We start from the raw sequence: 24,958 nt of genomic DNA on the forward strand, positions 1-24,958 counted from the left end.
ATCGCAAACCCGGTTTTATCCTTCCGTTAGCCTTGTCGTGCGATCGTCGACTCCCGTCCACCCCGCAGCCACGTACGAACGGTGCCCATGACCAGTCCCGCGTTTCCGGATGTGCCCGCGCCCGCAGCGCCGGGCGGCGAGGACGCACGCCCCGCTGGCGGCCCCGCCGACACCCCTGTCCTTGACCGTGTCGACCGTGCCGAGACCGCGGCGGCGGGTACCGGAGGTGCGCGGCGGATGAAGATCTCCTGCGTGCTGCTCACCATGGGCAACCGCCCGGCCGAGCTGCGCCGCGCCATCAACAGCGTCTTCGAGCAGGAGGGCGCCGACGTCGAGGTCATCGTCGTCGGCAACGGGGCCGACCTCCCCGACCTGCCCGACGGCGTCACCACCGTACGGCTGCCCGAGAACGTGGGCATCCCCGAGGGGCGCAACCACGGGGTCAAGGCCGGCACCGGCGAGATCATCCTGTTCCTCGACGACGACGGCTGGTACCGCTCGCGCGACCTCGCCCGGCACGTCGCCGAGCGGTTCGCCGCCGACCCCCGGCTGGGCGCCGTCTCGTTCCGCATCGCCGACCCCGACGGCGGCCCCGACCAGCGGCGGCACGTGCCGCGGCTGCGCGCGGGCGACCCCCAGCGGTCGAGCCGGGTCACCACCTTCCTCGGCGGCGCGTGCGCCATCCGGCGCACCGCGTTCGCCCAGGGCGGCGGGCTGCCCGGCGGGTTCTTCTACGCCCACGAGGAGACCGACCTCGCCTGGCGCATCCTCGACGCCGGCTTCCACATCGAGTACGACGCCGACGCGGTCATGTACCACCCGGCGGTGGCGCCCACCCGGCACGCCGACTTCTTCCGGCTCAACGCCCGCAACCGGGTCTGGCTGGCGCGGCGCAACCTGCCGTGGCCGCTGGCGGCGGTCTACCTGGCCAACTGGGTCGGCATCACGCTGCTGCGCGAGCGGTCGCGCACCTCGCTGCGCGCGTGGTTCCAGGGGTTCCGCGAGGGCTGGCGCGAGGACTGCGGCCCGCGCACGCCCATCCGGTGGTCGACCGCCTGGCGCATGACCCGCACCGGGCGGCCGCCGATCATCTAGGCCTGGGCGCCGCCCGGAGGCGGGTCCTTCGTTCAGGCGGTGCGGCTCGTAGCGGGCAGCGCGGCGGCGGCCGGGACGGGCCCGCGCGCCGGGGCCGCGCCCGCCCACTGCTCCAGCTGCCGGACGAACGTCTCGGCCTGCACGGGCCAGTGGAACCGGGCCCGGGCGGTGGCGTGCCCGGCGGCGCCCATGGCGGTGCGCCGGGCGGGGTCGGAGCGCAGCGCGAGCACCGCGTCGGCGGCGGCCCGCACGTCGCCGAACGGCACCACGATCCCGCACGGGGCCGAGGAGCCGCCGTCGACCAGCGCGGCCGCGGCCGGGTTGGGCGAGGTCACCACCGGCAGCCCGTGCGCCATGTACTCGACGACCTTGGTCGGCATGGAGTGGCGGTAGTTCGCGGTGTCGTGCAGCAGGCTGATGCCGGCGAGGGCCCCGCTGATCATGCGCAGCGCCTGGTCGTTGGGGACGAACCCGTACCAGTGGACCGCCTCCTCCTGCTGCGCGGCGCGCAGCAGGGGCCGGGTCTGCGGGTCGGCCGAGCCGATGACCTCGACCCGCACGCCGTGCGGGCGCAGCAGCCGGCCCAGTTCGACGAGTTCGGCGGCGCCCCGCGCGGCCGACAGGTGGCCGAGGTAGACGACCCGGTCGGTGCCGGGGACGCGCTCGGGCGCCTCGGGCACGTAGGTGGTGTTCGGGATCACCGGGTGGTCCAGGGTGAACCGGTCCCGGTAGCCCTCCTCGGCGAGGAGCAGGTGCATGCGCCGTTCGGCGCGGCGCTCGAAGCTCCGCACGATGGGCGCCAGCGGGCGGCGCAGCGGACGCGGCAGCCACGGCTTGGTGAGCAGCGCGGCGGCGGCGTCCTCGTGCACGTCCCAGACCGTCGGCGGGCGTTCGTCGGGCAGCGCCAGGAGCAGCTCGGGGTCGTGGAAGAGCAGCACGTCGGCCGTTGGCGCGTGCGCGGCGAGGGCGGCGCGCGCGGCGCGCAGCGCCCGCAGGCGCCGGCGGCCCGCAGCGCGGGGCACGTCCACCACGGTCAGCTCCGGCCACGGGGTGACCCCGCGCTCCCGGAACGGGGCGATGTAGGTGACGGTGTGCCCGGCGTCGAGCAGGGCGCGGATCTGGCGGTGCAGGATGCGCGCGTCCTCCGGGTGGTGGACCACCGTCGCGACGAGTGCGTGCATGTCCGTCTCACCTGACTTCCGAACGCCTATCGGGTCGGGCACGTCCCCCTGCGTGCGGGCGTCCCGTCGGCCACGCTAGCCGCGCGGGGAAACAACGGGTGAAAACGAGGGTTACGGGGAGGCATGGGGCCGATGAATGCGGCCCGGCGCGCGCGGCGGACGCGGGCACGCCGCGGCCGCCGCCGGGGGGAAGGCCCGGCGGCGGCCGGATGGTGCGGGCGCGGGGCGCGGGTCAGAGCACCTGGAGGCCCTCGCGGTCGGTGGCGGCGGTGCGGCGCCCGTCGGCGGAGCCGGGGGCGGCGCGGCGCAGCACGCCGCGGGTGTCCAGCAGCAGCCGGGCGTGCTCGGCCAGCAGCTTGGGCCGGTAGGCGGCGTGGTCCGTGAGCAGGACGGTCAGGTCGGCCTCGGCCAGCGCCTGCTCCAGGTCCTCGGCGCGCGGCACCTCGGCGCCGTTCACCGTCCAGCCCGCGACGTGCGGGTCGTGGTAGACGAGCGTGGCGCCCTTCTCGGCGAGCTTGCGCGCCACCGGGCGGGCCGGCGACTCGCGCTGGTCGGCGATGTCGGCCTTGTAGGTGACCCCGAGCAGTAGCACCTTGGAGCGCGACAGCGCGAGGCCCGCGTCGTTGAGCAGCTCCTGGGCGCGCTGGAGCACGTAGGAGGGCATCCGGGCGTTGATCTCCTGGGCCAGCTCCACGAACCGGAACGGGTAGCCGAGGGTCTTCACCTTGTACGACAGGTAGTTCGGGTCGATCGGGATGCAGTGTCCGCCCACGCCCGGTCCCGGGTAGAACGCCTGGAACCCGAACGGCTTGGTGGCGGCGCAGGCGATGGCGTCCCACAGGTCCACGTCGAGTTCACGGCAGAAGATCGCCATCTCGTTGACGAGGGCGATGTTGACGTGCCGGTAGGTGTTCTCCAGCAGCTTGGCCATCTCGGCCTCGCGGGTGCCGCGCGCCCGGACGACGTCGGTGACGAACCGGCCGTAGAAGTCGGCGGCGCGCTCGCCGCAGACCTCGGTGAGCCCGCCGACGACCTTCGGGGTGTTGGCGACGCCGAAGGCCGTGTTGCCCGGGTCGATGCGCTCGGGCGAGAAGGCGAGGTGGAAGTCGGCCCCGGCGATGAGCCCGGACTCCTCCAGGATCGGCCGGACGACCTCCTCGGTGGTGCCCGGGTAGGTGGTGGACTCCAGGACCACCAGGGTGCCGGGCGTCAGGTGGGCGGCGATCGACCGGGCGGCGGCGGTGACCGCGCCGAGGTCGGGCCCGCCCTCAGCGGAGAGGGGGGTGGGCACGCAGATGACGATGGTCCGGGCGCCGGCCAGGACCCCGGGGTCGGTGGTGGCGGTGAACCCGGCCGCGTGCATCTCGGCGATGTCGGCGGACGTCAGGTCGTCGACGTGCGACGTCCCGGCGGTCAGCCCGTCGACCACGCGGGTGCTGACGTCGAGCCCGGTCACGGTGAGGCCGGCCCGCGCCGCCTCCTGCGCGAGCGGCAGGCCGACGTAGCCCAGTCCGATGACGACCAGGTCGGTGGTTGAGGTGACGACGTCCACAGGGGTTCCCCCTCGTGTTCTCTGTCTGCTGTGTGGAAAAGCGGGGATCGGGACCGTCCTGCGGTGAACTGGACGCCGGGGCGCCGTTCCGCGTTGGCCGATGGCGGAGGAAATGACCTGCTCCGGACATTCTCCGCATTCGCCGTACGCCGGACCCGATTTCGCGGTAGGTGCGGCCGCCTCCCGATGGCCGTGCGGGCCGGATGGCCCCGCGGCCTGGCAAGATCCCTTGCGTTTTCCGACTGTAAGCCCGTAATCGGGCGAAACCCCGGCCCTGTCCGAACTCGTCCGCCGGATTTCACCGTCCGGCCACTCGCGGTTCCCCGCTCCACCGGGGGGAGGTCACATGACCGGACGGCGGAAACGGGAGGGGAACGGGTGTACCGGGGGAATCGAATTGCGCGCGGAAAAGCGGACCACCCGGAATGGGTGACGGAAAGGTGAACACCGGGTGCCGTGCCGCGGACCGTGCGGCCCCCGCCGCCCCGGGGCGCCCGCCACCGCGTCGCTGGGCCGGGGCGGGGCCGCGGCCCCGCCCCGGCCGTTCTCCGGGCCCCGCCTCAGCCGCGCGCCGCGGCCCCGTCGGCGGCCCCCGTCAGCGCCGTGTACGCCGCCGCGTACCGGTGCGCCGCCGCCGTCCACGTCCGGTCGCGCCCCACCCGCTCGCGGGCCGCGCGCCCGTAGGCCGCGCGCGTCTCCGGCTCCGCCGCCAACCGCTCCAGGCGGTCCGCCAGCGCCACGGGGTCGCCGGGCGGGACCAGGTCGCCGGTGATCCCCGCCGCCACGATCTCCGCCAGCGCGGGCACGTCGCTGGCCACCACCGGCAGCCCGCCCGCCATGGCCTCCACCGGCTTCAGCGGGGTGACCAGGCGGCTCACCCGGTCGTCGCGGCGCGGCACGCAGAACACGTCGAGCGCCGCGTGGTAGCCGCGCACCTCGCCCGCCGGGACCCGCCCCGGGAAGTGCGCGGCCCGCTCCAGCCCGGCGGCCCGCGCCCGCTCGCGCAGCGCCCCCAGCTCCGGCCCGTCGCCCACCACCAGGGCGTGCGCCGGGACCCCCCGGGCGCGCAGCGCGGCGACGGCGTCGACCAGCGTGTCGAGCCCCTCGTAGCCGTAGCAGGTCGTGGTGGTGCCGACCACGAAATCCGCCGGGCCGATCCCCAGCCCGCCGCGCACCCCGGCGCCGTCGGGCAGCGGCTCCAGGAACGCCTCGTCCACCGCGTTGGGCACCACCAGCACCGACTCCGGGTCGACCCCGCGCGCCACGATGTCGTCGCGCATGGTCCGGCCCAGCGTCACCACCAGGTCGGCCGCCGCCATCGCCGCGGTCTCCGCCGCCCGCTCCGCCAGGTAGAACGCGTCGGACGTGCTGCGCGAGGGGTCGCGCGACAGCCACGACTCCTCCAGGAACCCGCGCACCTCGTAGACCACCGGCAGGCCGAAGCGCCGCCCCAGCTCCAGCGCCAGCGCGGCGTTGCGGTGGTTGCTCGCCGCGTGCAGCACGTCCGGGCGCAACCGCTCCACCAGCGCCCCGGCGCGGCGCAGCGCCGCCCGCAGCTCCTGGTCGGGCCCCGCCGGCGCGGTCCACGGCAGCAGCCGGTGGTAGGGCACGCCGTCGACGTCGACGCGCGGCCGGGTGTCGGGCACGCCCTTGGTGAGCGGGTAGCCCAGCCGGGTCACCACGTGCGGGTCGAGGCCCGCCGCCCGCTGCCCCAGCGCGATGCGGTGCGTCCGCTGGGTGTAGCCGGCGTTGGTGTGCGGCAGCGCGTTGGTGACCACGTGGAGTACGCGGAGGCCGCCGGTGGGCGATCCCCGATCGTTCATCGCGTCGTAGTGTCGCGTTCTCCGCTGCGGCGTTACCGTTGTGGCGTGCCACCGACCAGGCGATTCCGCGCGGACCGCCCGTCCCGTCGTGAGCGCCAGCCGGTGCTCCAGGCCGGCCCGCCGCCGGCCGCCGGGCACCCGGTCCAGCAGCTCCCGGGCGAGTCCGGGCTGCTCGACGGCCAGGGCGAAGGCGGTCAGGCGCGCCAGCGCGCGGGGCGACGCCCGGCGGGCGGTCCCGCGGACCGACTCCAGCGCGTCCTCGCGGCGCCCGGCGTCCCACAGCGCGTACGCCCGGGGCAGCGCCCCGGCGCGGCCCAGCGCGCCGCGGGCCGCCGAACGGGTCGGCCCCGGCATGACCCGCAGGGCCAGCAGGGGCAGGCGGGCGGGCTCCGCCCGCAGGTGCCGCCAGGTCAGGGTCGCGGTGAAGGAAGCCGCTTTCACGATGTTGCGCACGGTCGGGAATCCAACCACGCCCGGGTGACCTGCCGGTGACGCCACGGCGTCGGGCACGGGACGTGATCACCGGCCGTGCGCCTACGAAGGGAAGAAGATGTCGTCAGCCCAGGCCGAGCGCCGCCCCGCGGCCGCCGGGTTCGCGCCCGACGCCGAGATCGTGCACATCGTCGGCGCGCGCCCCAACTTCGTGAAGGCCGCCCCCGTGGTGGCCGCCCTCGAAGCGCGCGGCGTCCGCCAGGCGGTCGTGCACACCGGCCAGCACTACGACGACCGCATGTCCGCGGTCTTCTTCCGCGAACTCGGCCTGCCCCGCCCCGACGTCGACCTCGGGGTCGGCTCCGGCTCGCACGCCGAGCAGACCGCCGCGCTCATGGTCGGCCTGGAGCGGGAGTTCACCACCCGTTCACCCGGCCTCGTCATCGTGTACGGCGACGTGAACTCCACCCTCGCCGCGGCGCTCGTCGCCGCCAAGCTGCACATCCCCGTCGCCCACGTGGAGGCGGGGCTGCGGTCGTTCGACTGGACGATGCCCGAGGAGGTCAACCGCCGGGTCACCGACCAGCTCTCCGACGTGCTGTTCGCCACCAGCCCCGAGGCGGTCGGCCACCTCGCGCACGAGGGCGTCGACGTCGACCGGGTGCACCTGGTGGGCAACCCGATGATCGACACCCTGCTCGGCAACATCGACCGGTTCGACACCGCCGCGCTGCGCGCCCGCCTCGACCTGCCCGACGCCTACGTGGCCGCCACCCTGCACCGCCCGGCCAACGTGGACGACCCCGCCATCGTCGCCCGCCTCGCCGCCCGGCTGCACGAGGTCGCCGACCAGGTCGACGTCGTCATGCCGGTCCACCCGCGCGGGGCCAAGGCGTTCGCCGCCGCCGGCCTGGGCGACCACCCGCGCATGCGGCTGCTCGACCCGCTCGGCTACGTCGACTTCGTGACCCTGGTCCGCGGCTCCACCGCCGTCGTCACCGACTCCGGCGGCGTGCAGGAGGAGACCACCATCCTGGGCGTGCCGTGCCTGACCCTGCGCCCCAACACCGAGCGCCCGGTCACCATCACCCACGGCACCAACCGCCTGGTCGTCGACTCCGAACTGCCCGGCCTGGTCGCGAAGATCCTCGCCGGGGAGACCCCCGGCGCGCCCACCGTCGCCGACGTCCCGCCGCTGTGGGACGGCCGCGCCGGCGAGCGCATCGCCACCATCCTGGCGGGCCGGTGACCCCCGCGCGCCGTCCCGCCGCGCCGCCGGACCCCGCCCAACGCAAGGTAGGAATGCTGCTGTGAAACGGCGTGAACAGAGCCAGACCGAACAGCTCCGGCAGGCGCTCACCGAACGGGAGGCCCAGCTCCAGGAGGCGCGGTCCCGCCTCGCGGCGCTGGAGGGTTCGACGTCGCTCCAGGTCGGCCGGGCGCTGACCGCCGCCGCCAAGCGGCCCGGGCGCGGCCTCATCCGGCTGCCCCGCGACCTGTTCCGGCTGTGGCGCAAGAGCGGTACCACCCGCCAGGGCAGCGGCCGCCGCCGCACCACCCAGCCGGTGCGCTCCTTCGACGCCGAGCGGCAGGAGGCCCGGCTGCTCGCCGGCACGGTGGGCGTCCGCGACGACCGGTTCGTCGTCGCCGGGGTGCTCTCGCCCGAGGTCCGCGCCGCCGTCGAGCCCTACGTCCGCGTGGTGCCGCTGCGCCCGCACAACGCCCAGGCGGTCCTGGAGTCCGTCGACGTCGACGCCGTGTGCGTGTCCGCGTCGGCCACCGCGCCGGGCGGGTTGTGGGCGCACGCGGGCGACCCCGCCGTCGCCGACCGCACCCGCGCCCTGCACTGGGTGGTCGAGACCGCGTCCGCCCGCGGGGTGCCCTCGGTGCTGATCGCCGACGCGCCCGCGCCGCCCGCGCTGCGCTCCCTGGGCTTCGACCTCGTCCACGAGGGCGACACCGGGGTGCCGCTGCACCTGTTCAACCCCGTCGCGGCCGAACCCGAGCGCGACCCGGCGCCCGCCCACCTGCCCTCGCCCGGGCCGGGCGGCGCCGTGGTCACCCGGCTGGCCGCCACCCTCGACGGCCTGCGCCGCCCGGCGCCCGCCTGGGACGACCTGCCCGCGGTGCTGCGCGGCTCCGCCGGGGTGGTCGTCGACGACCCCGCCCTGGCCGACCGCGCCCTGGTGTGCGGGGCGCGGGCGCTGCTGCTGGGCGACCGCCGCTCCGGCGACCGCGCCGAGGCCGGCGCGCTGCACACCGTGCCCGCCGACGCGGGCGCCCTGCGCTCCGGCGCCGCGGCCGCCGAACTCGACCGCATGCGGGCGGCCGGCGCGCTCGGCCCCGAGGAGCTGCGGCTCGTGCTGCGCTCGGTGTTCCTCACCGACGCCACCCCGGTCCGGCTCGCCGAGATCTTCGGCGCGCTCGCCTTCGCGCCCGGCGCCGGCGCCGCCTCCCTGCCGCTGCGCGGCCGCCGGGTGGCGCTGCTCGCGCTGCCCGCCGACGACAACGCCTCGCTGGCCCTGGCCGGCGACGTCCTCGGCCAGTCGCACGCCCCCGCCGAGGTGCTGGTGCCCGAGAGCGCCGCGCACTTCGCCGGGATCGAGCGGCTGCGCACCCACGGCGTGCCGCTGCGCACCGTCGCCGGGCCGGAGCCGCAGGGCGAGCCCGGGCCCGCCGACTGGGCCCGGCTGGCCGCCGCCGCGTCCGCGCCGTGGACCGCGCTGTGGCGCGAGCCGCGCGGCGACGCGTTCCTGGCCGACGTGCTGTGCGCGGCCGAGTGCTCCGGCGCCGACGCGGTGGGCCCGGCGATCGCCGCCTGGCGGCCCGAGGGCGCGTCCGCCGACGCGGTCGACGACGCGGTGGCCGACCAGGAGTACGTGTTCGTCAGCGCCATCCGGCCCGACCTCGCCCGCCGCGAGCTCGTGCGCCGAGGCCTGCAGCCCGGGGTGTGGAACCGGCACGGGGCGCGGCTCCTCGCCCTCGGCCCGATGGCGGACGGCCGCTGGGAGTCCCCCGACCGCAGGCGCACCACCCCGCATGCGCAGTCGTGACAGTGACGCGCCGCCGGTCGCCCGCGACGCGGCGGCGCAGACGTCCTCCGGGGTCCGGCCCCGGCGGATCGGTTTCGAAGGGAAGCACGTGACCAACCACCGAGCGGACACCCAGGCAGCGCCCAGGGGCGCCCGCAGCACGGCGGACGCGAACGGACGGGGGGTGTGACGGTGCCGGACCACGCTACGCGGCCGCGCGCGCTCGTCTACGGGGACGTCGACCTCAACATCATCGACGGGTCCGCCGTGTGGGCCCAGTCCATGACCCAGGGCCTCGCCGCGGCGGGGTGCGACGTCACGCTGCTGCTCAAGGCGCCGGTGACCACCGACCGGCTCGTCGCCCCGCTGATGGGGGCCGAGCACGTGACGGTGCGCCGCCCCTACGAGGACAGGCTCCTCTCCGACCTGGGGCCGCGCGGCCTCACCCCGGACCAGGCCGTCGCGCTGATGACCCGGCTCGACGCCGAGCGCCGCTTCGACCTCGTCGTGGTGCGCGGCCGCCGGCTGGCCGGCCTGGCCGCCGCCGAGGAGGCCCTGGCCGGGCGGTTGTGGACCTACCTCACCGACGTCCCGCAGAACGTCACCGAGATGACCTCCACCGCCGTCTCCGAGCTCACCGACATCGCGGTGGCCTCGCGGTTCCTGCTCTGCCAGACCGAGGAGCTGCGCGGGTTCCTGGAGGCAGCCATCCCGGCGGCGTGCGGCAAGAGCGTGCTGTTCCCGCCCGTCGTCGTCGCCCCCGAGGGCGTCGCCGGCTCCGGGACCCCGCACGAGCGGCTGCGGCTCGTCTACACGGGCAAGTTCGCGTCCCGCTGGAACACCCTGGAGATGACCGGGCTCCCGGCCGCCCTGGCCGAGCGCGGCGTCGCCGCCGAACTGCACATGATCGGCGACAAGATCCACGGCGACGACCCCGAATGGGCCAAGCGCATGCGCCGCGCCCTGGAGGGCGACGACGTCGTCTGGCACGGCGGCCGCCCCCGCGCCGAGGCGCTGCGGCTGTCGGCGGAGTGCGACATCGGCCTGTCCTGGCGCGACCCCGAGATGGACGCCAGCCTGGAGCTGTCCACCAAGGTGCTGGAACTCGGCGCGCTCGGCCTGCCGGTGGTGCTCAACCGCACCCCCATGCACGAGGCCCTGCTCGGCGCCGACTACCCGCTGTACGCGGGCGCCGACACCGACAGCGTCGCCGACGTCCTCACGCTCGCCGCGGACCCGGAGATCTACCGCGAGGCCGCCGAGCGGTGCCGCGCCGCGTCGGCCCGGTTCACCCTGGAGCGCGCCGCCGACCGGCTGCGCGGCTACCTCGCGCTCGCCCTGCCCCCGATGCCGGCGGGCGTCGACCCGGAGCGGCCGCTGAAGGTCGTCATCGCGGGGCACGACCTCAAGTTCTTCACCCGCCTCGCCGACTACCTGATGTCGCTGCCCGGCCTGGACGTCCGCCTGGACGAGTGGGAGTCGCTGCGCGCCCACGACCAGTACCGCAGCCGCGAGCTGGCGGCCTGGGCGGACGTGGTCATCTGCGAGTGGTGCGGGCCCAACGCGCTGTTCTACGCCCAGCACAAGCGGCCGGGCCAGCGCCTCGTCGTGCGGCTGCACCGCTTCGAGCTGTACGCCGAGTGGCCGCGCAAGCTCGACATCGACAAGGTCGACGCCGTGGTGTGCGTCAGCCCCTACTACGCGTCGCTCACCCGCGAGCTGGCGGGCTGGCCCGCCGACAAGGTGGTGGTCCTGCCCAACTGGGTGGACGTGGCCCAGCTCGACCGGCCAAAGCTGCCCGGCGCGGAGTACACGCTCGGCATGATCGGCATCGCGCCGTCGCGCAAGCGGCTCGACCGCGGCCTGGAGGTCCTGGCCGAGCTGCGCCGCCGCGACCCGCGCTACACGCTGGCGGTCAAGTCCAAGCAGCCGTGGGACTACTGGTGGATCTGGAACCGGCCGGAGGAGCGCGAGTACTACGAGCGCACCTACCGCTCCATCCAGCGCAGCGACCTGCTCGCCGAGGGGGTCGTGTTCGACCCGTTCGGCCCCGATGTGGGCGCCTGGCTGCGCCGGGTCGGGTTCATGCTGTCCACCAGCGACGACGAGAGCTTCCACCTGGCCCCCGCCGAGTGCGCCGCCTCCGGCGGGGTGCCGGCGGTGCTGAGCTGGCCGGGCGCCGACACGATCTACTCGGCGCGGTGGCTGCACGACGACACGGCGGCCATGGCCGAGGCGATCCACACGATCGTCAGCGAGGGCCGGTTCGACGCCGCGCGGCGGGCCGCGCAGGCCGAGATCACCGAGAACTACGCGCTCGGCCGCGTCTGCGACCTGTGGACCGACCTCGTCGTGCACGGCAAGGTGCCCGAGCCCGTCGATCTCACCCGCGCGGTGACGGCCTAGCGGCCGCCTGAGGCGGACGGAGGCGCACGCGGCGCCGGCCCCGGGATGTGCCGCCGGGGCCGGCGCCGCGGCGCGTCGGCCGCCCTTGTGCGGCGCGGCCGCCGACGCGGAGGGGCCCGCACCGGATGGTTCCGGTGCGGGCCCCTCGGTGTCCGTGCGGGGGAGCGGTCAGCACTCCGTCTGGGCCTCGGCGGCGGTGATCCCGCCGGCCGGGGCGCCGCCGCCGGAGTCGCCGGAGCCGCCGTCGCCCTTGAGGCCCTGCCAGTCGGAGGGGGCCATGACGAGCTGAACGGTCTCGCCCAGCGCCGGGTTCTCCTCGGTGACGGCGTTCTCCAGCTCGCCGGCCAGGGTCTCGGCGTGGGCCTCCTGGCCCGGGCCGTAGTAGACGGTGGTCTGCTCGGGCACGATGTCGGGGTTGCCGGTGCCGGTGACCTGGAAGCCCTTCTCGGTCAGCAGCGGGGCCACCTGGTCGGCCAGGCCGGAGGTGTCGGTGCCGTTGCGGATGTCGACGCTGACGTCGCCCGGCTCGACCTTCGGGGCCTCCTCCTCCGGCTGCTCCTCCTCGCCGCCGCCGCTGTCGCCGCCCTCGTCCCCGCCGCCGTCGCCGCCGGACAGGTCCTCGTCCTGGGCGACCGCCTGGAACAGCTCGGAGGCGGCGGGCTCGCTCCAGACGAGCCGGTTGGGGTCGGCGGGGTCGGCGCCGTTGGGCACCGTGACGAAGTTGACGTTGGACATGTCGACCTCGCGCATGGCGATGGCGATGTCGGCCATGGTGTCGACGGTCAGCTCGTCGTCGGTGGTGATGGTCTCGGTGACCGAGCCGAGGAAGTCGTAGAGGGTGGTGGGGCTGCTCAGGATCTCGCCGCTCATGACCTGGCGCAGCATGGCGCCGAGGAACTCCTGCTGGCGGCCGATGCGGGAGGTGTCGCTGCCGTCGCCCTGGCCGTAGCGGGAGCGCATGAAGCCGAGCGCCTCCTCGCCGTTGAGGGTCTGCTCGCCCGCATCCAGCTGCAGCTTGGCCTTGTCGTCGTCGATGGGCTCGGGGATGCACATCCGCACCCCGCCGATGGCGTCGACGATGTCGCGGAAGCCCGTGAAGTCGACGCTGACGAAGTGGTCGATGTGGATGCCGGTGAGCTGCTCGACCGCCATCCACTGGCACTCGACGCCGCCGTAGGACATGGCGGAGTTGATCATGCCGCGCTGCGCGGTCATGCCGGGGTACTTGCCGTCCTCGGAGGCCTCGCACGCGGGCAGGTCGACCATGGAGTCGCGCGGGAGGTTGATCATGGTCGCGGTGCCCTTGTCGGGCGAGATGTGCGCGATGATGAGGGAGTCCGGGCGCTCGCCCTCGGCCTCGCCGTAGTCGCCGTTCTCACCGGTCCGGACGTCGGACCCGATCACCATGACGTTGAGCGCCCCGTCGACCCGGCTCGGGCGGTCGCCGAAGGCGTCGGTGTCGATCGACTCCTGGCTGATGTTGCCGTAGAGGTCGTAGTAGGCGCCGTAGGCGGTGAGGCTGCTGCAGATGACCAGGCCGGTCGTGATGACGGCGGCCCAGCCGCCGCGGCTGAGGTTGGTCCGCGCCGCGCTGTGGTTCTTCCGCGCCGCGTGCGCCTTCGCGCCACGGGACGATCGATTTCTGGGCATCTGGCACCAAACGGACGGGGTCAGGGAAGAGGCTTGAATTCGCCCGGGAGCGCGGGGGAGCCGGGCCGCGCGTCGGCCACCGCCGTTACGCGTTCCATGCCAAGCCGTGCCTGCAGGTTAGCCGAAGCATCCCCCGGGGTGAGCACGAGCGGCACGGCGCCGGCCACGGGGGCGAGGAAGCGGGACAGCTCCGGTCCCAGGTCCGCGAGGGAACCCGGCGTCGAGGTGATGATAGCCACGCGGTCCGCGGCTGTCAGCTCCCACTCCGCCGCCCGGCCTCGGGCGAGCGCGGCCAGCTCCGCGCCGGACAGCACGCCGTCCCCGGTGTCCAGGGCGGGTGCGCCGGGGTCGACGGGGCCGGGGGTGAACCGGTCGCCGTACCCGCGCACCTCCACCGCGTAGTCCAGCGCGGCCGGCGGGCAGTCGGCCAGGGGCATCCCCAGCGGGTGCAGCGACGCCCCCACCACCTCGCGCGCCCCGCTGTCGAGGGCCGCATCGACCCCGTCGGCGTCGGCCACGGCGATGTCGGCCGCCGCCCCCGCCAGGCCGCCGCGGTCCACCGGCACCGCGGTCAGCCCCGTGGACCACGCCGCCACCAGCCAGACGAGGGCCTGCCAGTGCGCCGGCAGGGCCAGGGCGACGCGCTCGCCCGGTCCGGCCCCCAGGCCGTCGGTGATCAGGTTGGCGGTCTTGGCCACCCAGTTGTCGAACGTGGCGTAGGACAGCTCGACGCGGCCCCCGGTGGCCGCGTCGTAGGCGGTGACGAAGGGGCGGGCGGGGTCGGCCGCGGCGGCGGACCGCCACAGGCCGGCCGGGGTCTCAGCGGGCACGGCTGCTCCAGGGTTCTCGCGGCGGGCCGCGCGGGCGCCCCGCGGCCCCGGGCCGCCACAGGCTATCGCGCGTCCCCGCCGATGCGGTGGTGTCCGCGCGCGGCCTTCGGTAGGTTGCCCGGGGGTGGAAGGCGACCGGGGGGCGGTGGTGGCGCGCCGCGGCCCGCGCCCGCCCGCTCACGCCGCGCAATCGCCTGCCGACCGAGACGGTTCCCTCCATGCGCCTGACGCCCGCCCGCCTGTTCGCCCGTGCCACGGCCGTCCCCGTCGCCGCCGCCGCCGCGTGGCTCCTGGTCGCGTTCCCGCTGCTGGTGGCGGGGGTGTTCACCCCGCTCGCCGGCGCCCTCCTCGGCGTCCCCGCCGTGCTCGCCGCCGCCGTCCTGCTGCCGCGGCTGGTGCCCGACCTGGCCGAGGACGGCCTCCCGTGGTGGCCGCTCGCCGCGACCGTCCTGATCGCGGCGGCCTTCGCCGCCGTGCAGCTCGTGTACCACGGCGAGACCCTGGTCATCCGGCGCGACCCCGCCTCCTACGCGCAGTTCACGGCGTGGATCGCGCAGAACGGGTCGCTGCCCATCCCGCAGCAGCGCCCCCTCATCGCCGGGGACGACCCCGCGCTGTCCTACGGCAGCCTCGCCTACTACGAGGTCGGCCGGTCGGTCTGGCCGCAGTTCCTCGCCGGCGCCCCGCTGCTGTTCTCCGTCGGCCACTGGATCGGCGGACTCGACGGCATGCTGCTCGTCCCGCCGATCGCGGGCGCGCTGGGCGTGTTCGTGTTCGGCGGGCTGGCCGCCCGGCTCGTCGGCGCGCGCTGGGCGCCCCTGGCGGCCCTGCTGCTGGCGGTGTGCCTGCCCCAGCAGTGGGCGAGCCGCGCCACCTACAGCGAGCCCGTCGCGCAGGTCCTCATGCTCGGGGCGCTGCTGCTCGCCTACGACGCGTTCGCCCGGCGCGCCGGGGCGCGCGGCCGGTGGGGGGCGCCGCACGCGCTCGCCGCCGCCGCGGGGGTGGCGTTCGGCCTCGGCCTGGTGGTGCGCATCGACGCGCTCCGCGACCTGCTGCCCGTGGTGGGGTTCGTCGGGCTGCTGCTGCTCGCCCGCCGGGGCCAGGCCGTGCCGCTGCTCGGCGGGCTGGCCGTCGGCCTGGGCTACGGGTTCGCCGCCGGGTTCGGGCTGTCCAAGCCCTACCTCGACTACCTGTCCGCCTCCCTCGATCCGCTGCTGGCCATCAGCGCCGCCGTCGTCGTCGCCGTGGCCGCCGCCACCGCCCTGCTCTGGCGGCGCGGCGTGCCGCGCACCGACCGGCCCGCGTGGCTGCCCACCGCGGCCGCCGGCCTGGCGCTGCTCGTGGTGGCCGCCCTCGCCCTGCGCCCGCTGGTGTACACCCACCGCGGCCACGGCGACGAGGCGACCGCCGCCTACATCGGGCAGGTGCAGGGGATCGAGGGGCTGGCCCTCGATCCCGACCGCACCTACGACGAGATGAGCCTGTACTGGGTGGGCTGGTACGTCGGCCTGAGCACCGTGCTGTTCGCGGGGCTGGGCGTGGCGCTGCTCGTGCGCCGGGTGCTGCGCCGCACCGACCCGCAGTGGGCGCTGCCGCTGCTGCTGCTCGTGTGGACGGTCGCCACCACCCTGGCCCGGCCCGCCATCACCCCCGACCACCCGTGGGCGAGCCGGCGCCTCGTCGTCCTGGTGCTGCCCGCGTTCGTCCTCATCGGGGTCTGGTTCGTCGCCTGGCTCACCCGCCGGCTGCGCGAGGGCGAAGGCCGGGCGGCGCGCGGCCTCGCCGCGGCGGCCGCCGCGTTCTGCGCGGTGGTCATGACCGCCCCCACCGCCGTGACCGCCGCCGGGGTCATGGACTACCGCTCCGACGTGGGCACGGTGGCGGCCACCCGCTCGCTGTGCGACGCGATCCCGTCCGACGCCAGCGTCGTCATCGTCGACGGCCTCTACCACAACTACATGCAGCTCGTCCGGGGCATGTGCGGGGTGCCGACGGCCGCCATCACCGCCGCCGACCCGGTGGCCGACGCGGTCCGGGTGGTCGACGAGATCCGCGCGCGCGGCCGCACCCCCGTCGTCGCCGCCTCCGAACCCGACCGCATCGAGCGCATCGTGCCCCCGGGCACCCCCGTGCTCCACCCGTTCGAGGTGCAGAGCGCACAGGACCCCAGTACGCTCATGCGGCCCCCGTCCGGGGCCTGGGCCTTCCACGGCGACGTCTGGCTCGCCGTGGTCGGCTGACCGCGCCCCGGCGCACACCACTATCCTGGGTCGACCGTGAGCGAGACGCCTCCCCATCCCGACGGCGCAGCGGAGCCCCCTCCCTACGCCAGCATCGTGCTGCCCTGCTACAACGAGCAGGACCACGTCGTCACCGAGGTCGAGCGCATCTGCGCGGCCATGGACGCCTCCGGCATCGCCTACGAGCTGCTGGCGATCGACGACGCCTCCACCGACGCCACCCTGGACCGGCTGCGCGCGGCCGAACCCCGGTTCCCGCACCTGCGCGTGATCGCGTTCGGGCACAACGGCGGGTCGGGCACGGTCCGCCGCATCGGCACTCAGCGGGCGCGCGGGCAGATCGTCGTGTGGACCGACGCCGACATGACCTACCCCAACGAGCGCATCCCGGAGCTCGTCGCGATGCTGCGCGACGACCCCGGACTCGACCAGGTCGTCGGCGCCCGCCGCCAGGAGGCCGGCACGCACAAGATCCTGCGCGTGCCCACCAAGTGGCTGATCCGCAAGCTCGCCGAGCGGCTGACCAACACCCGCATCCCCGACCTCAACTCCGGGCTGCGGGCCTTCCGCCGCGAGGTGTCGCTGCCCTACCTGCGGCTGCTCCCGCCGGGGTTCTCCTGCGTCACCACCATCACCCTGGCGTTCCTGTCGAACCAGCACCCCGTCCGGTACGTGCCGATCGACTACTCCCGCCGGGCGGGCAGCTCCAAGTTCCACTTCGTGCGCGACGCCTACCGCTACATCCTCCAGGTGCTGCGCATGGTGATGTACTTCAACCCGCTCAAGGTCCTGATGCCCCTCGCGCTGTGGCTGCTGGGGATCGGGGCGGCCAAGTTCGTGTTCGACATGGTCCGCACCCCGCTCTACATCCCCAACAACACGATCATGCTGCTCACCACGGGGCTGATCGTGGCCTCCATGGCGCTGCTGGCCGACCTCATCGTGCGGTCCCGGAACGGCGCCTGAGGCCGGCGTGCGCGTCACCCTCGTCGGCCCCGCCCACCCCTATAAGGGGGGCGGCGCCCGGCACACCACCGAGCTGGCCCACCGCCTCACCGCGCGCGGCCACGACGTCACCGTGGAGTCGTGGCGCGCCCAGTACCCCGCCCTGCTCTACCCCGGGCGGCAGACCGTCGACGCCCCCGAGGGCCCGCTGTTCCCCCGCACCCGCCGCGCCCTCGCCTGGTACCGGCCCGACGGGTGGTGGGGCGCGGGCCGGCGGGCCGCGCGGACGGCCGACCTGCTCGTGCTCACCGTGCTCACCCCCGTGCAGGTGCCGCCCTACCTCGGCGTGCTCGCCGGCGCCGGGCGGCGGGTGCCCGCCGTCGCGCTCTGCCACAACGTGCTCCCACACGAGCCCCGCCCCGGCGACGCCGCGCTGATGCGCGCCCTGCTGCGCCGCACCGACCGCGTCCTCGTGCACTCCGCCGACCAGGAGCGGCTCGCCCGGGGGCTGCTGCCCGGCGGGGACGTGCGCACCGCCGCCCTCCCGCCGCACCTGCCCGAGGGCGCCGGCCCGGCGGCCGGCCCCGCCCCGGGGGTCCGCCGGCACCTGCTGTTCTTCGGCATCGTCCGGCCCTACAAGGGGGTCGACGTGCTGCTGCGCGCGCTGGCCGCCGGACCGCCCGGGGTCACGCTCACCGTCGCGGGCGAGGTGTGGAGCGGGTCGGCCGCGCTGCGCGGACTCGCCGCCGACCTGGGCGTCGCCGACCGGGTGGAGTTCCGCGAGGGCTACCTGCCGGCCGCGGAGCTGCCCGCCCTGTTCGCGTCCGCCGACGCCGTGGTGCTGCCCTACCGGTCGGCGACCGCGAGCCAGAACGTGTGGCTCGCCCACGAGCACGGCCTGCCGGTGGTGGCCACCCGCGCCGGGGCGCTCGCCGCGCACGTGCGCGAGGGCGTCGACGGGCTGCTGTGCGCCCCCGGCGACCCCGACGACCTCGCCCGGACGCTGCGCGCGTTCTACGCCCCCGGCGAGCCCGAGCGGCTGCGCGCGGGGGTGCGCCCGGTCGACCCCGGGCCCTACTGGGACGCCTACACCGACGCCCTGCTCGGCCGCGCTTAGCGGCCGCCCGCGCGCCGCCGCGCGCCCCGCCCGCGCGTCGTCCCGCGCCCGGTCCGCGCCGGCCCCGCGCCCGCACTACTGTGGGGCCCATGACGTTCGACGGGTTCGAGACACTGGCCATCCACGCCGGTCAGGAGGCCGACGGCGCCACGGGCGCGGTCGTGGTCCCCATCTACCAGACGAGCACCTACGCCCAGGACGGCGTCGGCGGGCTGCGCGGCGGGTACGAGTACTCCCGCACCGCCAACCCCACGCGCACCGCCCTGGAGGAGTGCCTGGCCGCCCTGGAGGGCGGGGTCCGGGGGCTCGCGTTCGCCTCGGGCATGGCCGCCGAGGACACCCTGCTGCGCACCGTGCTGGGCCCCGGCGACCACGTGATCATCCCGGGCGACGCCTACGGCGGCACCTTCCGGCTGTTCGCGAAGGTCCTGGAGCGCTGGGGCGTCACCTGGGAGGCGGTCCCGCAGTCCGACGCCGACGCGGTCCGCCGGGCCGTGCGCCCCGAGACCGCGCTGGTGTGGACCGAGACCCCGACCAACCCGCTGCTCAACATCACCGACATCGAGGCGCTGGCCGAGATCGCGCACGACGTCGGCGCGCTGCTGGTGGTCGACAACACCTTCGCCTCGCCCTACCTGCAGCGCCCGCTGTCCCTGGGCGCCGACGTGGTGGTGCACTCCACCACCAAGTACCTGGGCGGGCACTCCGACGTGGTGGGCGGCGCGCTGGTCGTGGCCGACCCCGAACTGGGCCAGCGCCTGGCGTTCCACCAGAACACCATGGGCGCGGTCGCAGGGCCGTTCGACGCCTGGCTGACCCTGCGCGGCGCCAAGACCCTCGGCGTGCGGATGGACCGGCACTGCGCCAACGCCGAGCGCGTCGTGGAGGAGCTGGCGGGCCACCCGGCGGTGGCGTCGGTGCTCTACCCCGGGCTGGCCGACCACCCCGGGCACAAGACCGCCGAGCGGCAGATGCGCGCGTTCGGCGGCATGGTGTCGTTCCGGCTGCGCGGCGGCGAGGAGGCCGCGCTGCGGGTCTGCGAGCGGACCCGCGTGTTCACGCTGGGGGAGTCGCTGGGCGGGGTGGAGTCGCTGATCGAGCACCCCGGGCGGATGACCCACGCCTCGACGGCGGGGTCGCCGCTGGAGGTCCCGGCGGACCTGGTGCGGCTGTCGGTGGGCATCGAGTCGGCCGACGACCTGGTGGCCGACCTGCGGGCGGCCCTGGAGGACTGACGCGGCCGGGCGTCCGCCCGTGCGGCCGCCGGTCGGCCCGCCGCGCGCCCGGCCGTGGGCCGGGACGTGGCGGCGGGGGCCGGCGTGGCCGGCGGGCGGAGGCGCCGCGGGGTGCGGCGGGTGCGGGCGGTCGGCCCGCGGGGGTCAGGCGGCGAGCGACCGGTCGGGATCGGTCGGGTCGTCCGCCGCGGGGCGGCCGCCGGACTCCGGCGTCCGGAAGGTCAGGTTGAGCAGGCGGCGGCCGGACAGCGACAGGGCGCTGTCGGTGCCGTCGCGCAGCGAGCGGTAGCCGCCGCGGCGGTCGCGCTGGCGGATGCCGATGGAGACCGCGAGCAGGAAGCCGACGGCGAGGCCGAGGAGCAGCAGGCCCGCGACGACGAGCAGGATCGCCATGGGGTCACCCGCCTTCGGCGGCGGGACGGGGGCGCGCGGAGGACGGCCCGGGGCGGGTTCTCGTGAGGGACATGGTCACCCCTTCTCTTCTGTTGTGGGCGGGGCGCGGAGCCCCTGCGGGGGGAGGCGACCGAACCGCTGTAGGACCGGGGCCTCTGCTACTACCATGGTTTGATGGTGACCCATCCATGTGGTGGGGTCAAGACATCAGGTTGGACTTGTTGGTACAAGCTACCTACCCCCGAGGGAAGCCCCCCATGCGTGAAGAGAGCAGATACCGCCAGATCGCCCGCGCCCTGCGCCGGGAGATCAAGGACGGCGAGCTGCCCCCCGGCGGCCGGCTGCCCTCGGAGAAGGAGCTGGAGGAGCGCTTCGACGCCTCCCGCAACACCATCCGGCTCGCCCTGGGCATGCTCCGCAACCAGGGCCTCATCATGAGCCGGCCCGGCCGCGGCCACTTCGTGCAGAGCGTGCCGCCGGTCACCTTCCACGCCAACCGCGTGCCCCGCGAGGTCCGCGAGGACCCGGGCGGCGACGGCCACGACATCGTCTTCGCCGAGTTCAGCGCCGAGGCCCGGGTGGCCGAACTCCTCATCCAGAGCGCCGGTGCCGACATCGCCAGCCGGCTGCGCGTGGATGAGGGCGACATGGTGGTGGTCCGGCGCACCTACGGGTTCGTGGACGACCGCTCGGCCATGGTCGAGACCTCCTACTACCCCATGGACATCGCCCAGGGCACCGAGCTGATGCACCCCGACGACATCGAGCGCGGCGCGCTGCGCGTGCTGCACGACCTCGGCCACACCCAGGTCGGCTACGTGGACGAGCTGCGCACCCGCATGCCCACCCCCGAGGAGGCGGTTCAGCTGGAACTCGCACCGGGTATCCCGGTGCTGGACCTCTACCGGACCGGCTTCTCCCGTACCCGCGCCATCCGGGTCACCTGGACGGTGTTCGCCGGGCACGGCACCCGGTTCCAGTACGAGATCGGCGACCTCGACGCCTACCACCGGGACTGATACCGCATGAGCACGCCCCGCAAGACCGTCGTGGCCGACCACCTGCGCCAGGCGCTGCTGCGCGGCGACCACGCCCCCGGCGACCCCCTGCCGCGCGAGGAGGAGCTGGCCGAGCGGTTCGGCGTCTCGCGGGGCACCGTCCGCACCGCGCTGCGGACCCTGGAGGAGGAGGGGCGCATCGTCATCCGGCAGGGCCGCGGCGCGTTCGTCCGCGACTACCGGCCGATCGTGCACCTGGCGACCGCCGTCCCGGGCGGCACCGACGCCGAGCGCTTCCAGGACGGCTACGCGCCGCACGTGCGCGCCGCCGGGTACGACAGGGTGACCGAGCGGATCACCGTCCGCATCGACGCCCTGCGGCCCAAGGTGGCCAAGCGGCTGGGGCTGGCCGCCCCCGGGGACGGCGGGGCGCCGGAGGACCGGCTGGTGGTGGTGCGCGGCTGCGACCGGTTCGTGGAGGGCCGGCTGTGGGAGGCGCAGACCACCCACTACCCCTACGCGCTCGCCGACGGCACCCCGCTGATGTCGCCGCGCTCCCTGGACGGCGGCGCGCACGCCGTGCTGCGCGGCCTCGGCCACACCGAGACCTGGTCGTGGGACGTCGTGGGGGCGCGCATGCCCGACCCCGCCGAGAGCGCCGCCTTCGGCGTGGGGCCGGGGGTGGCCCTGCTCGTGCAGGAGCGGGTGGCCTACGCGGGCGACCGCGCCACCCGGTTCACCGAGACCGTCATGCCCGCCGACCGCCACCAGCTGCTGTACGCCGACGGCGACGCCCCCGGCGAGCTGCTGCTGCTCGCCTCGGACGTCAGCATCTTCGAGCGCTGACCGCCGGCCGCCCGGCGCCCCGGGTCGGCCCTGGGAGCCCGGGCCGGGCCCGGGGCCCGGGTCAGGCGGAGCGCCGCCGGGCCAGGAAGTCGCGGACCACGTAGCCGCCCAGCCGGTCCGGGTCGGGCCGCACCACCCGGCCCCCGTTGCGCCGCGCCACCTCGTCCACGAACCGCTGCAGGCGGGGGTCGTCGGCCAGCAGGAACACGTTGAGGGCCGCCCCGCGCCGGGTCATCCGGTCGACCTCGGCCAGCGTCGCGGTGGTGGTCTCCGGCGACGGCGGCCAGGCGAACGCCGCCGACCCGCCGCGGTCCAGGTGCGCCGTCGGCTCGCCGTCGGTCACCACGAGCACGATCGGCTCGAAGTCGGCGTGCCGGTCGAGGTGGCGGCCCGCCAGCATCAGCGCGTGCTGCAGGTTGGTGCCCTGCACCGGCTCCCACGCCAGCTCCGCCAGGCCGCCGGGGGGCAGCTCCCGGGCGTAGTCGCTGAACCCGATGATCTGCACGGCGTCCTGCGGGAACCGGGTGGTGACCAGGGAGTGCAGCGCCATGGCGGTCTGCTTGGCCGACACCCACAGGTCGCGCAGCGCCATGGAGTACGACAGGTCGACCAGCAGGCACACGGCGGCGGCGTCGCGGCGCTCGGTCTCGACCACCGCGAAGTCCTCGGGCGCCATGCGGATGCGGCCCTCGGCGGCCCCGCCCCGCGCCACCGCGTTGCCGAGCGTGCGCACCACGTCCAGCGGGTCCTCGTCGCCGAACTCCCACGGCCGGGTGGCGCCGGTGGGTTCGCCCGACCGGCCCGCCGCCGCCCGCGCGTGGGCCCCGGGGCGGCCCGCCCGCACCGCGTCGGAGACGACGTCGCGCAGCGCGGTCTCGCCGAGGCGGCGCACGGCCTTGGGCGTGAGGCGGGGCCGGGACCGGGTGCCCTCCACGTAGCCCTGGTCGCGCAGCTCGCGTTCGAGCGCGCGGAGCCGGGCGAGGTCGTCGACGGCCGAGCGGCCCAGTGCCCGCCGCACCGCCTCCTCGTCGACGTCGTCCAGCCCGGCGCCGGCGTAGCCCTGGCGCAGCGCGGTGTCGAGCTCGGCGAGGTCGGCCAGCTCCTCCACGGCGGTGGTGGCGTCGCCCACGCCCAGGCCCTCGGGCCCGTCCACGGACTCGCCGCCCGACCACGCGAGGTCCGGGCGGCGGGCGCGCAGCGCCCCGCCCAGCCGGTCGAGGGCCTCGCCCAGGCCGGCGTCGGCGGCGGCCTGGTCCATCAGCCCGCTCAGCTCGGCCCGCTGCTCGGGGGTGAGGGAGTCCAGCATCCGCCGCGCGGCGGCGGCGCGGCGGGCCAGCGCGTCGACCAGCTCCTCCAGGTCGCGCGGCGCGGGGTCGTCGGGGACCAGGTCGCCGTACTCGGCCATGAACCGGGCGAAGTCCTCGGGGGTGTGCTCGCCCCGGTCGTCGGCCTCCAGCATGGCGTTGAGGGCGTCGACCATGGCGCGCACCCGCGCCAGGTCCACCGCGCCGTCCCGCAGCGCCTGCTTCATGCCGCGGAAGCGGGCGTCGAGCACCTCGCGGCGGAGCAGGTCGCGCAGCTCCTCGAAGCTCTCCCGGGCGGCGGCCGACCGCCACTGGTAGTCGGCGAGGCGGCGGACCGCGGCGGCGGTGTCGCCCGGCAGCGCGTCGAGTTCGGACTCGCGCAGCCGGGCGTCGTCGGAGGGGTCGGGGAACAGTTCGGCGCGCTCCTGGCCGAGGGCGCGGTCGAGCAGCGCCCGCGCCTGCTCCAGGGTGCCGTCGAGCCGGCCTCGGGAGCGCAGCCGCTCGCGGCGCTCGCGCACCCGCCGCAGCAGGTCGTCCAGGCCCGCGGCCCCCTGGGTGCCGCGCCGCAGCAGGTCGCGCAGCGCGCGCAGGGGTGTGGCGCCCGCCATGACGTCGCGGCCCAGCTCGTCGACCGCGGAGCGCACGTCGGCGGGCGGGGCCAGCGGGTCGGGGCCCTCGTGGTAGTCGCCGTACCGGTAGCGGTCCATCGGGGTCTCCCTCGCGGCCGCCCGGACCCGGCGCGGCCGCGGGGTGCGGCGGCGCGGGCGGGCGGCGTGGTGGTGTGGGTGCCGGCCGCCGGCTCAGGTCCGGTAGACGGTGCGGTCGGCCACGGCGTCCTTGGACAGCCGCCGGTTCAGGTACAGGCCCTCCAGCGCGAACTCCACGGCCGACGCGGCGAACCCGGGGGTCTCGCCCGCGCCCTCGTCGGGCGACAGGCGGGCGACGAGGTCGGCCAGCCCCGGCAGGGGGCCCACCCCGCGCAGCAGGTCGGTGGCCGCCACCAGCTCGCCGGACTCCACCGTGCCGCCGTCGGCGAACAGGTCGGTCAGCGCCGTCAGGTCGGCGCCGCCCAGCGTGTGCCGGAACGTGTCGGCGGTGGCGCGGCGCAGCAGGTGCGCCAGGACCTCGGTCTCGCGCCCCTCCTCGCCGACCTCGAACTCCACCTTGCCCTGGAGGGTCTCCACGATCGCCGGGAGGTCGCACACCCGCGCCACCGCGGTGTCCTCGCCGGCCAGGGCGGCGCGGCGCTCGGCGGACGCGGCGACGGTCTCGATGCCGGCGATGGCGAACCGGGCCGACACCCCCGACCGGTCGTCCACCGAGGTGGAGCCGCGGACCAGCCGGGTGAACCGGGCCACGGTCTCGATCAGGTGGGCCGGGACGATTGGGCCGCCGTCGAGCGCGGCCTCCTGCCGCAGCAGCGCGACCTCGGCGTCCAGGTCGGCCGGGTAGTGGGTGCGGATCTCGGCGCCGAAGCGGTCCTTGAGCGGGGTGATGATGCGGCCGCGGTTGGTGTAGTCCTCGGGGTTGGCGCTGGCCACCAGCAGCACGTCCAGCGGCAGCCGCAGGGTGTACCCGCGGATCTGCACGTCGCGCTCCTCCAGCACGTTGAGCAGCGCCACCTGGATGCGGGCGGCGAGGTCGGGCAGCTCGTTGAGGCAGAACACGCCCCGGTTGAACCTCGGGACCAGGCCGAAGTGCACGGTCTCGGGGTCGCCCAGGCTGCGGCCCTCGGCCAGCCGGACGGGGTCGACGTCGCCGATGAGGTCGGCCACCGCGGTGTCGGGGGTGGCGAGCTTCTCGCCGTAGCGGTCGGCGCGGTGCCACCACGACACCGGAAGGTCGTCGCCGGACTCGGCGGCGAGCCGGCGGCAGCGGG

General features: G+C 75.9%; 18 protein-coding genes. 10 read left to right on the forward strand and 8 right to left on the reverse strand.

All coding sequences use genetic code 11. The annotated features are described in order from the left end of the window. Positions 1-237: 237 nt before the first annotated feature. On the forward strand, positions 238-1,095 hold the full coding sequence (locus NT8_RS15765; protein WP_067969953.1) for a glycosyltransferase family 2 protein: 858 nt from the start codon (positions 238-240) through the stop codon (positions 1,093-1,095). Positions 1,096-1,127: 32 nt separating this feature from the next. Here NT8_RS15765 and NT8_RS15770 read toward each other — a convergent pair whose 3' ends face one another. The 3 genes from NT8_RS15770 to NT8_RS15780 all read right to left on the reverse strand — a co-directional run bounded on the left by NT8_RS15770 (position 1,128) and on the right by NT8_RS15780 (position 6,005). Next, positions 1,128-2,276, reverse strand: a complete 1,149-nt coding sequence (locus tag NT8_RS15770) for a glycosyltransferase family 4 protein (RefSeq protein ID WP_067969956.1) — start codon at positions 2,274-2,276, stop codon at positions 1,128-1,130. 232 nt (positions 2,277-2,508) lie between these two features. Then, positions 2,509-3,828, reverse strand: coding sequence for a nucleotide sugar dehydrogenase (locus NT8_RS15775; RefSeq protein ID WP_067969960.1), 1,320 nt, complete (start codon positions 3,826-3,828; stop codon positions 2,509-2,511). A 560-nt stretch (positions 3,829-4,388) separates the two neighbouring features. After that, positions 4,389-6,005, reverse strand: coding sequence for a glycosyltransferase family 4 protein (locus tag NT8_RS15780; RefSeq protein WP_157515846.1), 1,617 nt, complete (start codon positions 6,003-6,005; stop codon positions 4,389-4,391). A 196-nt stretch (positions 6,006-6,201) separates the two neighbouring features. Here NT8_RS15780 and wecB point away from each other — a divergent pair, with 196 nt between their 5' ends. The 3 genes from wecB to NT8_RS15795 all read left to right on the forward strand — a co-directional run bounded on the left by wecB (position 6,202) and on the right by NT8_RS15795 (position 11,521). Beyond that, entirely contained in the window at positions 6,202-7,332 is a 1,131-nt protein-coding gene (gene wecB / locus NT8_RS15785) for a non-hydrolyzing UDP-N-acetylglucosamine 2-epimerase (protein ID WP_084468985.1), read from the forward strand. Positions 7,333-7,393: 61 nt separating this feature from the next. Next, entirely contained in the window at positions 7,394-9,136 is a 1,743-nt protein-coding gene (locus tag NT8_RS15790; RefSeq protein ID WP_174549577.1) for a hypothetical protein, read from the forward strand. A gap of 261 nt (positions 9,137-9,397) precedes the next feature. Continuing rightward, on the forward strand, positions 9,398-11,521 hold the full coding sequence (locus tag NT8_RS15795) for a glycosyltransferase (protein WP_245646203.1): 2,124 nt from the start codon (positions 9,398-9,400) through the stop codon (positions 11,519-11,521). A 168-nt stretch (positions 11,522-11,689) separates the two neighbouring features. Here the strand turns inward: NT8_RS15795 and NT8_RS15800 are convergent, their stop codons facing one another. Next, complete coding sequence (locus NT8_RS15800; RefSeq protein ID WP_084468986.1) at positions 11,690-13,171, reverse strand: LCP family protein; 1,482 nt, start codon at positions 13,169-13,171, stop codon at positions 11,690-11,692. 20 nt (positions 13,172-13,191) lie between these two features. Continuing rightward, on the reverse strand, positions 13,192-14,001 hold the full coding sequence (locus NT8_RS15805) for a TIGR03089 family protein (RefSeq protein WP_067969966.1): 810 nt from the start codon (positions 13,999-14,001) through the stop codon (positions 13,192-13,194). 218 nt (positions 14,002-14,219) lie between these two features. Here NT8_RS15805 and NT8_RS15810 point away from each other — a divergent pair, with 218 nt between their 5' ends. The 4 genes from NT8_RS15810 to NT8_RS15825 all read left to right on the forward strand — a co-directional run bounded on the left by NT8_RS15810 (position 14,220) and on the right by NT8_RS15825 (position 19,538). After that, on the forward strand, positions 14,220-16,241 hold the full coding sequence (locus NT8_RS15810) for a hypothetical protein (RefSeq protein ID WP_067969968.1): 2,022 nt from the start codon (positions 14,220-14,222) through the stop codon (positions 16,239-16,241). Between the two features lie 36 nt (positions 16,242-16,277). Then, entirely contained in the window at positions 16,278-17,207 is a 930-nt protein-coding gene (locus NT8_RS15815; protein WP_067969971.1) for a glycosyltransferase family 2 protein, read from the forward strand. A gap of 7 nt (positions 17,208-17,214) precedes the next feature. Then, positions 17,215-18,303, forward strand: coding sequence for a glycosyltransferase family 4 protein (locus tag NT8_RS15820; protein WP_067969974.1), 1,089 nt, complete (start codon positions 17,215-17,217; stop codon positions 18,301-18,303). Between the two features lie 89 nt (positions 18,304-18,392). After that, complete coding sequence (locus NT8_RS15825) at positions 18,393-19,538, forward strand: cystathionine gamma-synthase (RefSeq protein ID WP_067969978.1); 1,146 nt, start codon at positions 18,393-18,395, stop codon at positions 19,536-19,538. A gap of 144 nt (positions 19,539-19,682) precedes the next feature. On the opposite strand, the gene NT8_RS15830 is transcribed toward NT8_RS15825, so the two are convergent. Further along, positions 19,683-19,931: a hypothetical protein gene (locus NT8_RS15830; protein WP_067969982.1), complete on the reverse strand. Its 249-nt coding sequence runs from the start codon at positions 19,929-19,931 to the stop codon at positions 19,683-19,685. A 257-nt stretch (positions 19,932-20,188) separates the two neighbouring features. On the opposite strand from NT8_RS15830, the gene NT8_RS15835 reads away from it, so the two are divergent. Continuing rightward, positions 20,189-20,950, forward strand: coding sequence for a GntR family transcriptional regulator (locus tag NT8_RS15835; RefSeq protein WP_067969985.1), 762 nt, complete (start codon positions 20,189-20,191; stop codon positions 20,948-20,950). Positions 20,951-20,956: 6 nt separating this feature from the next. Continuing rightward, on the forward strand, positions 20,957-21,775 hold the full coding sequence (locus tag NT8_RS15840) for a GntR family transcriptional regulator (protein WP_067969988.1): 819 nt from the start codon (positions 20,957-20,959) through the stop codon (positions 21,773-21,775). 61 nt (positions 21,776-21,836) lie between these two features. Here the strand turns inward: NT8_RS15840 and NT8_RS15845 are convergent, their stop codons facing one another. Next, positions 21,837-23,786 (reverse strand): vWA domain-containing protein, encoded by a 1,950-nt coding sequence (locus NT8_RS15845; protein ID WP_067969992.1) that lies wholly within the window; start codon positions 23,784-23,786, stop codon positions 21,837-21,839. Positions 23,787-23,879: 93 nt separating this feature from the next. Beyond that, the coding region (locus tag NT8_RS15850) for a sigma 54-interacting transcriptional regulator (protein WP_067969993.1) at positions 23,880-24,958 on the reverse strand (1,079 nt) is incomplete at its 5' end.

Source organism: Nocardiopsis trehalosi NBRC 14201 (genome assembly GCF_001552555.1).
GTDB classification, from domain to species: domain Bacteria; phylum Actinomycetota; class Actinomycetes; order Streptosporangiales; family Streptosporangiaceae; genus Nocardiopsis_B; species Nocardiopsis_B trehalosi.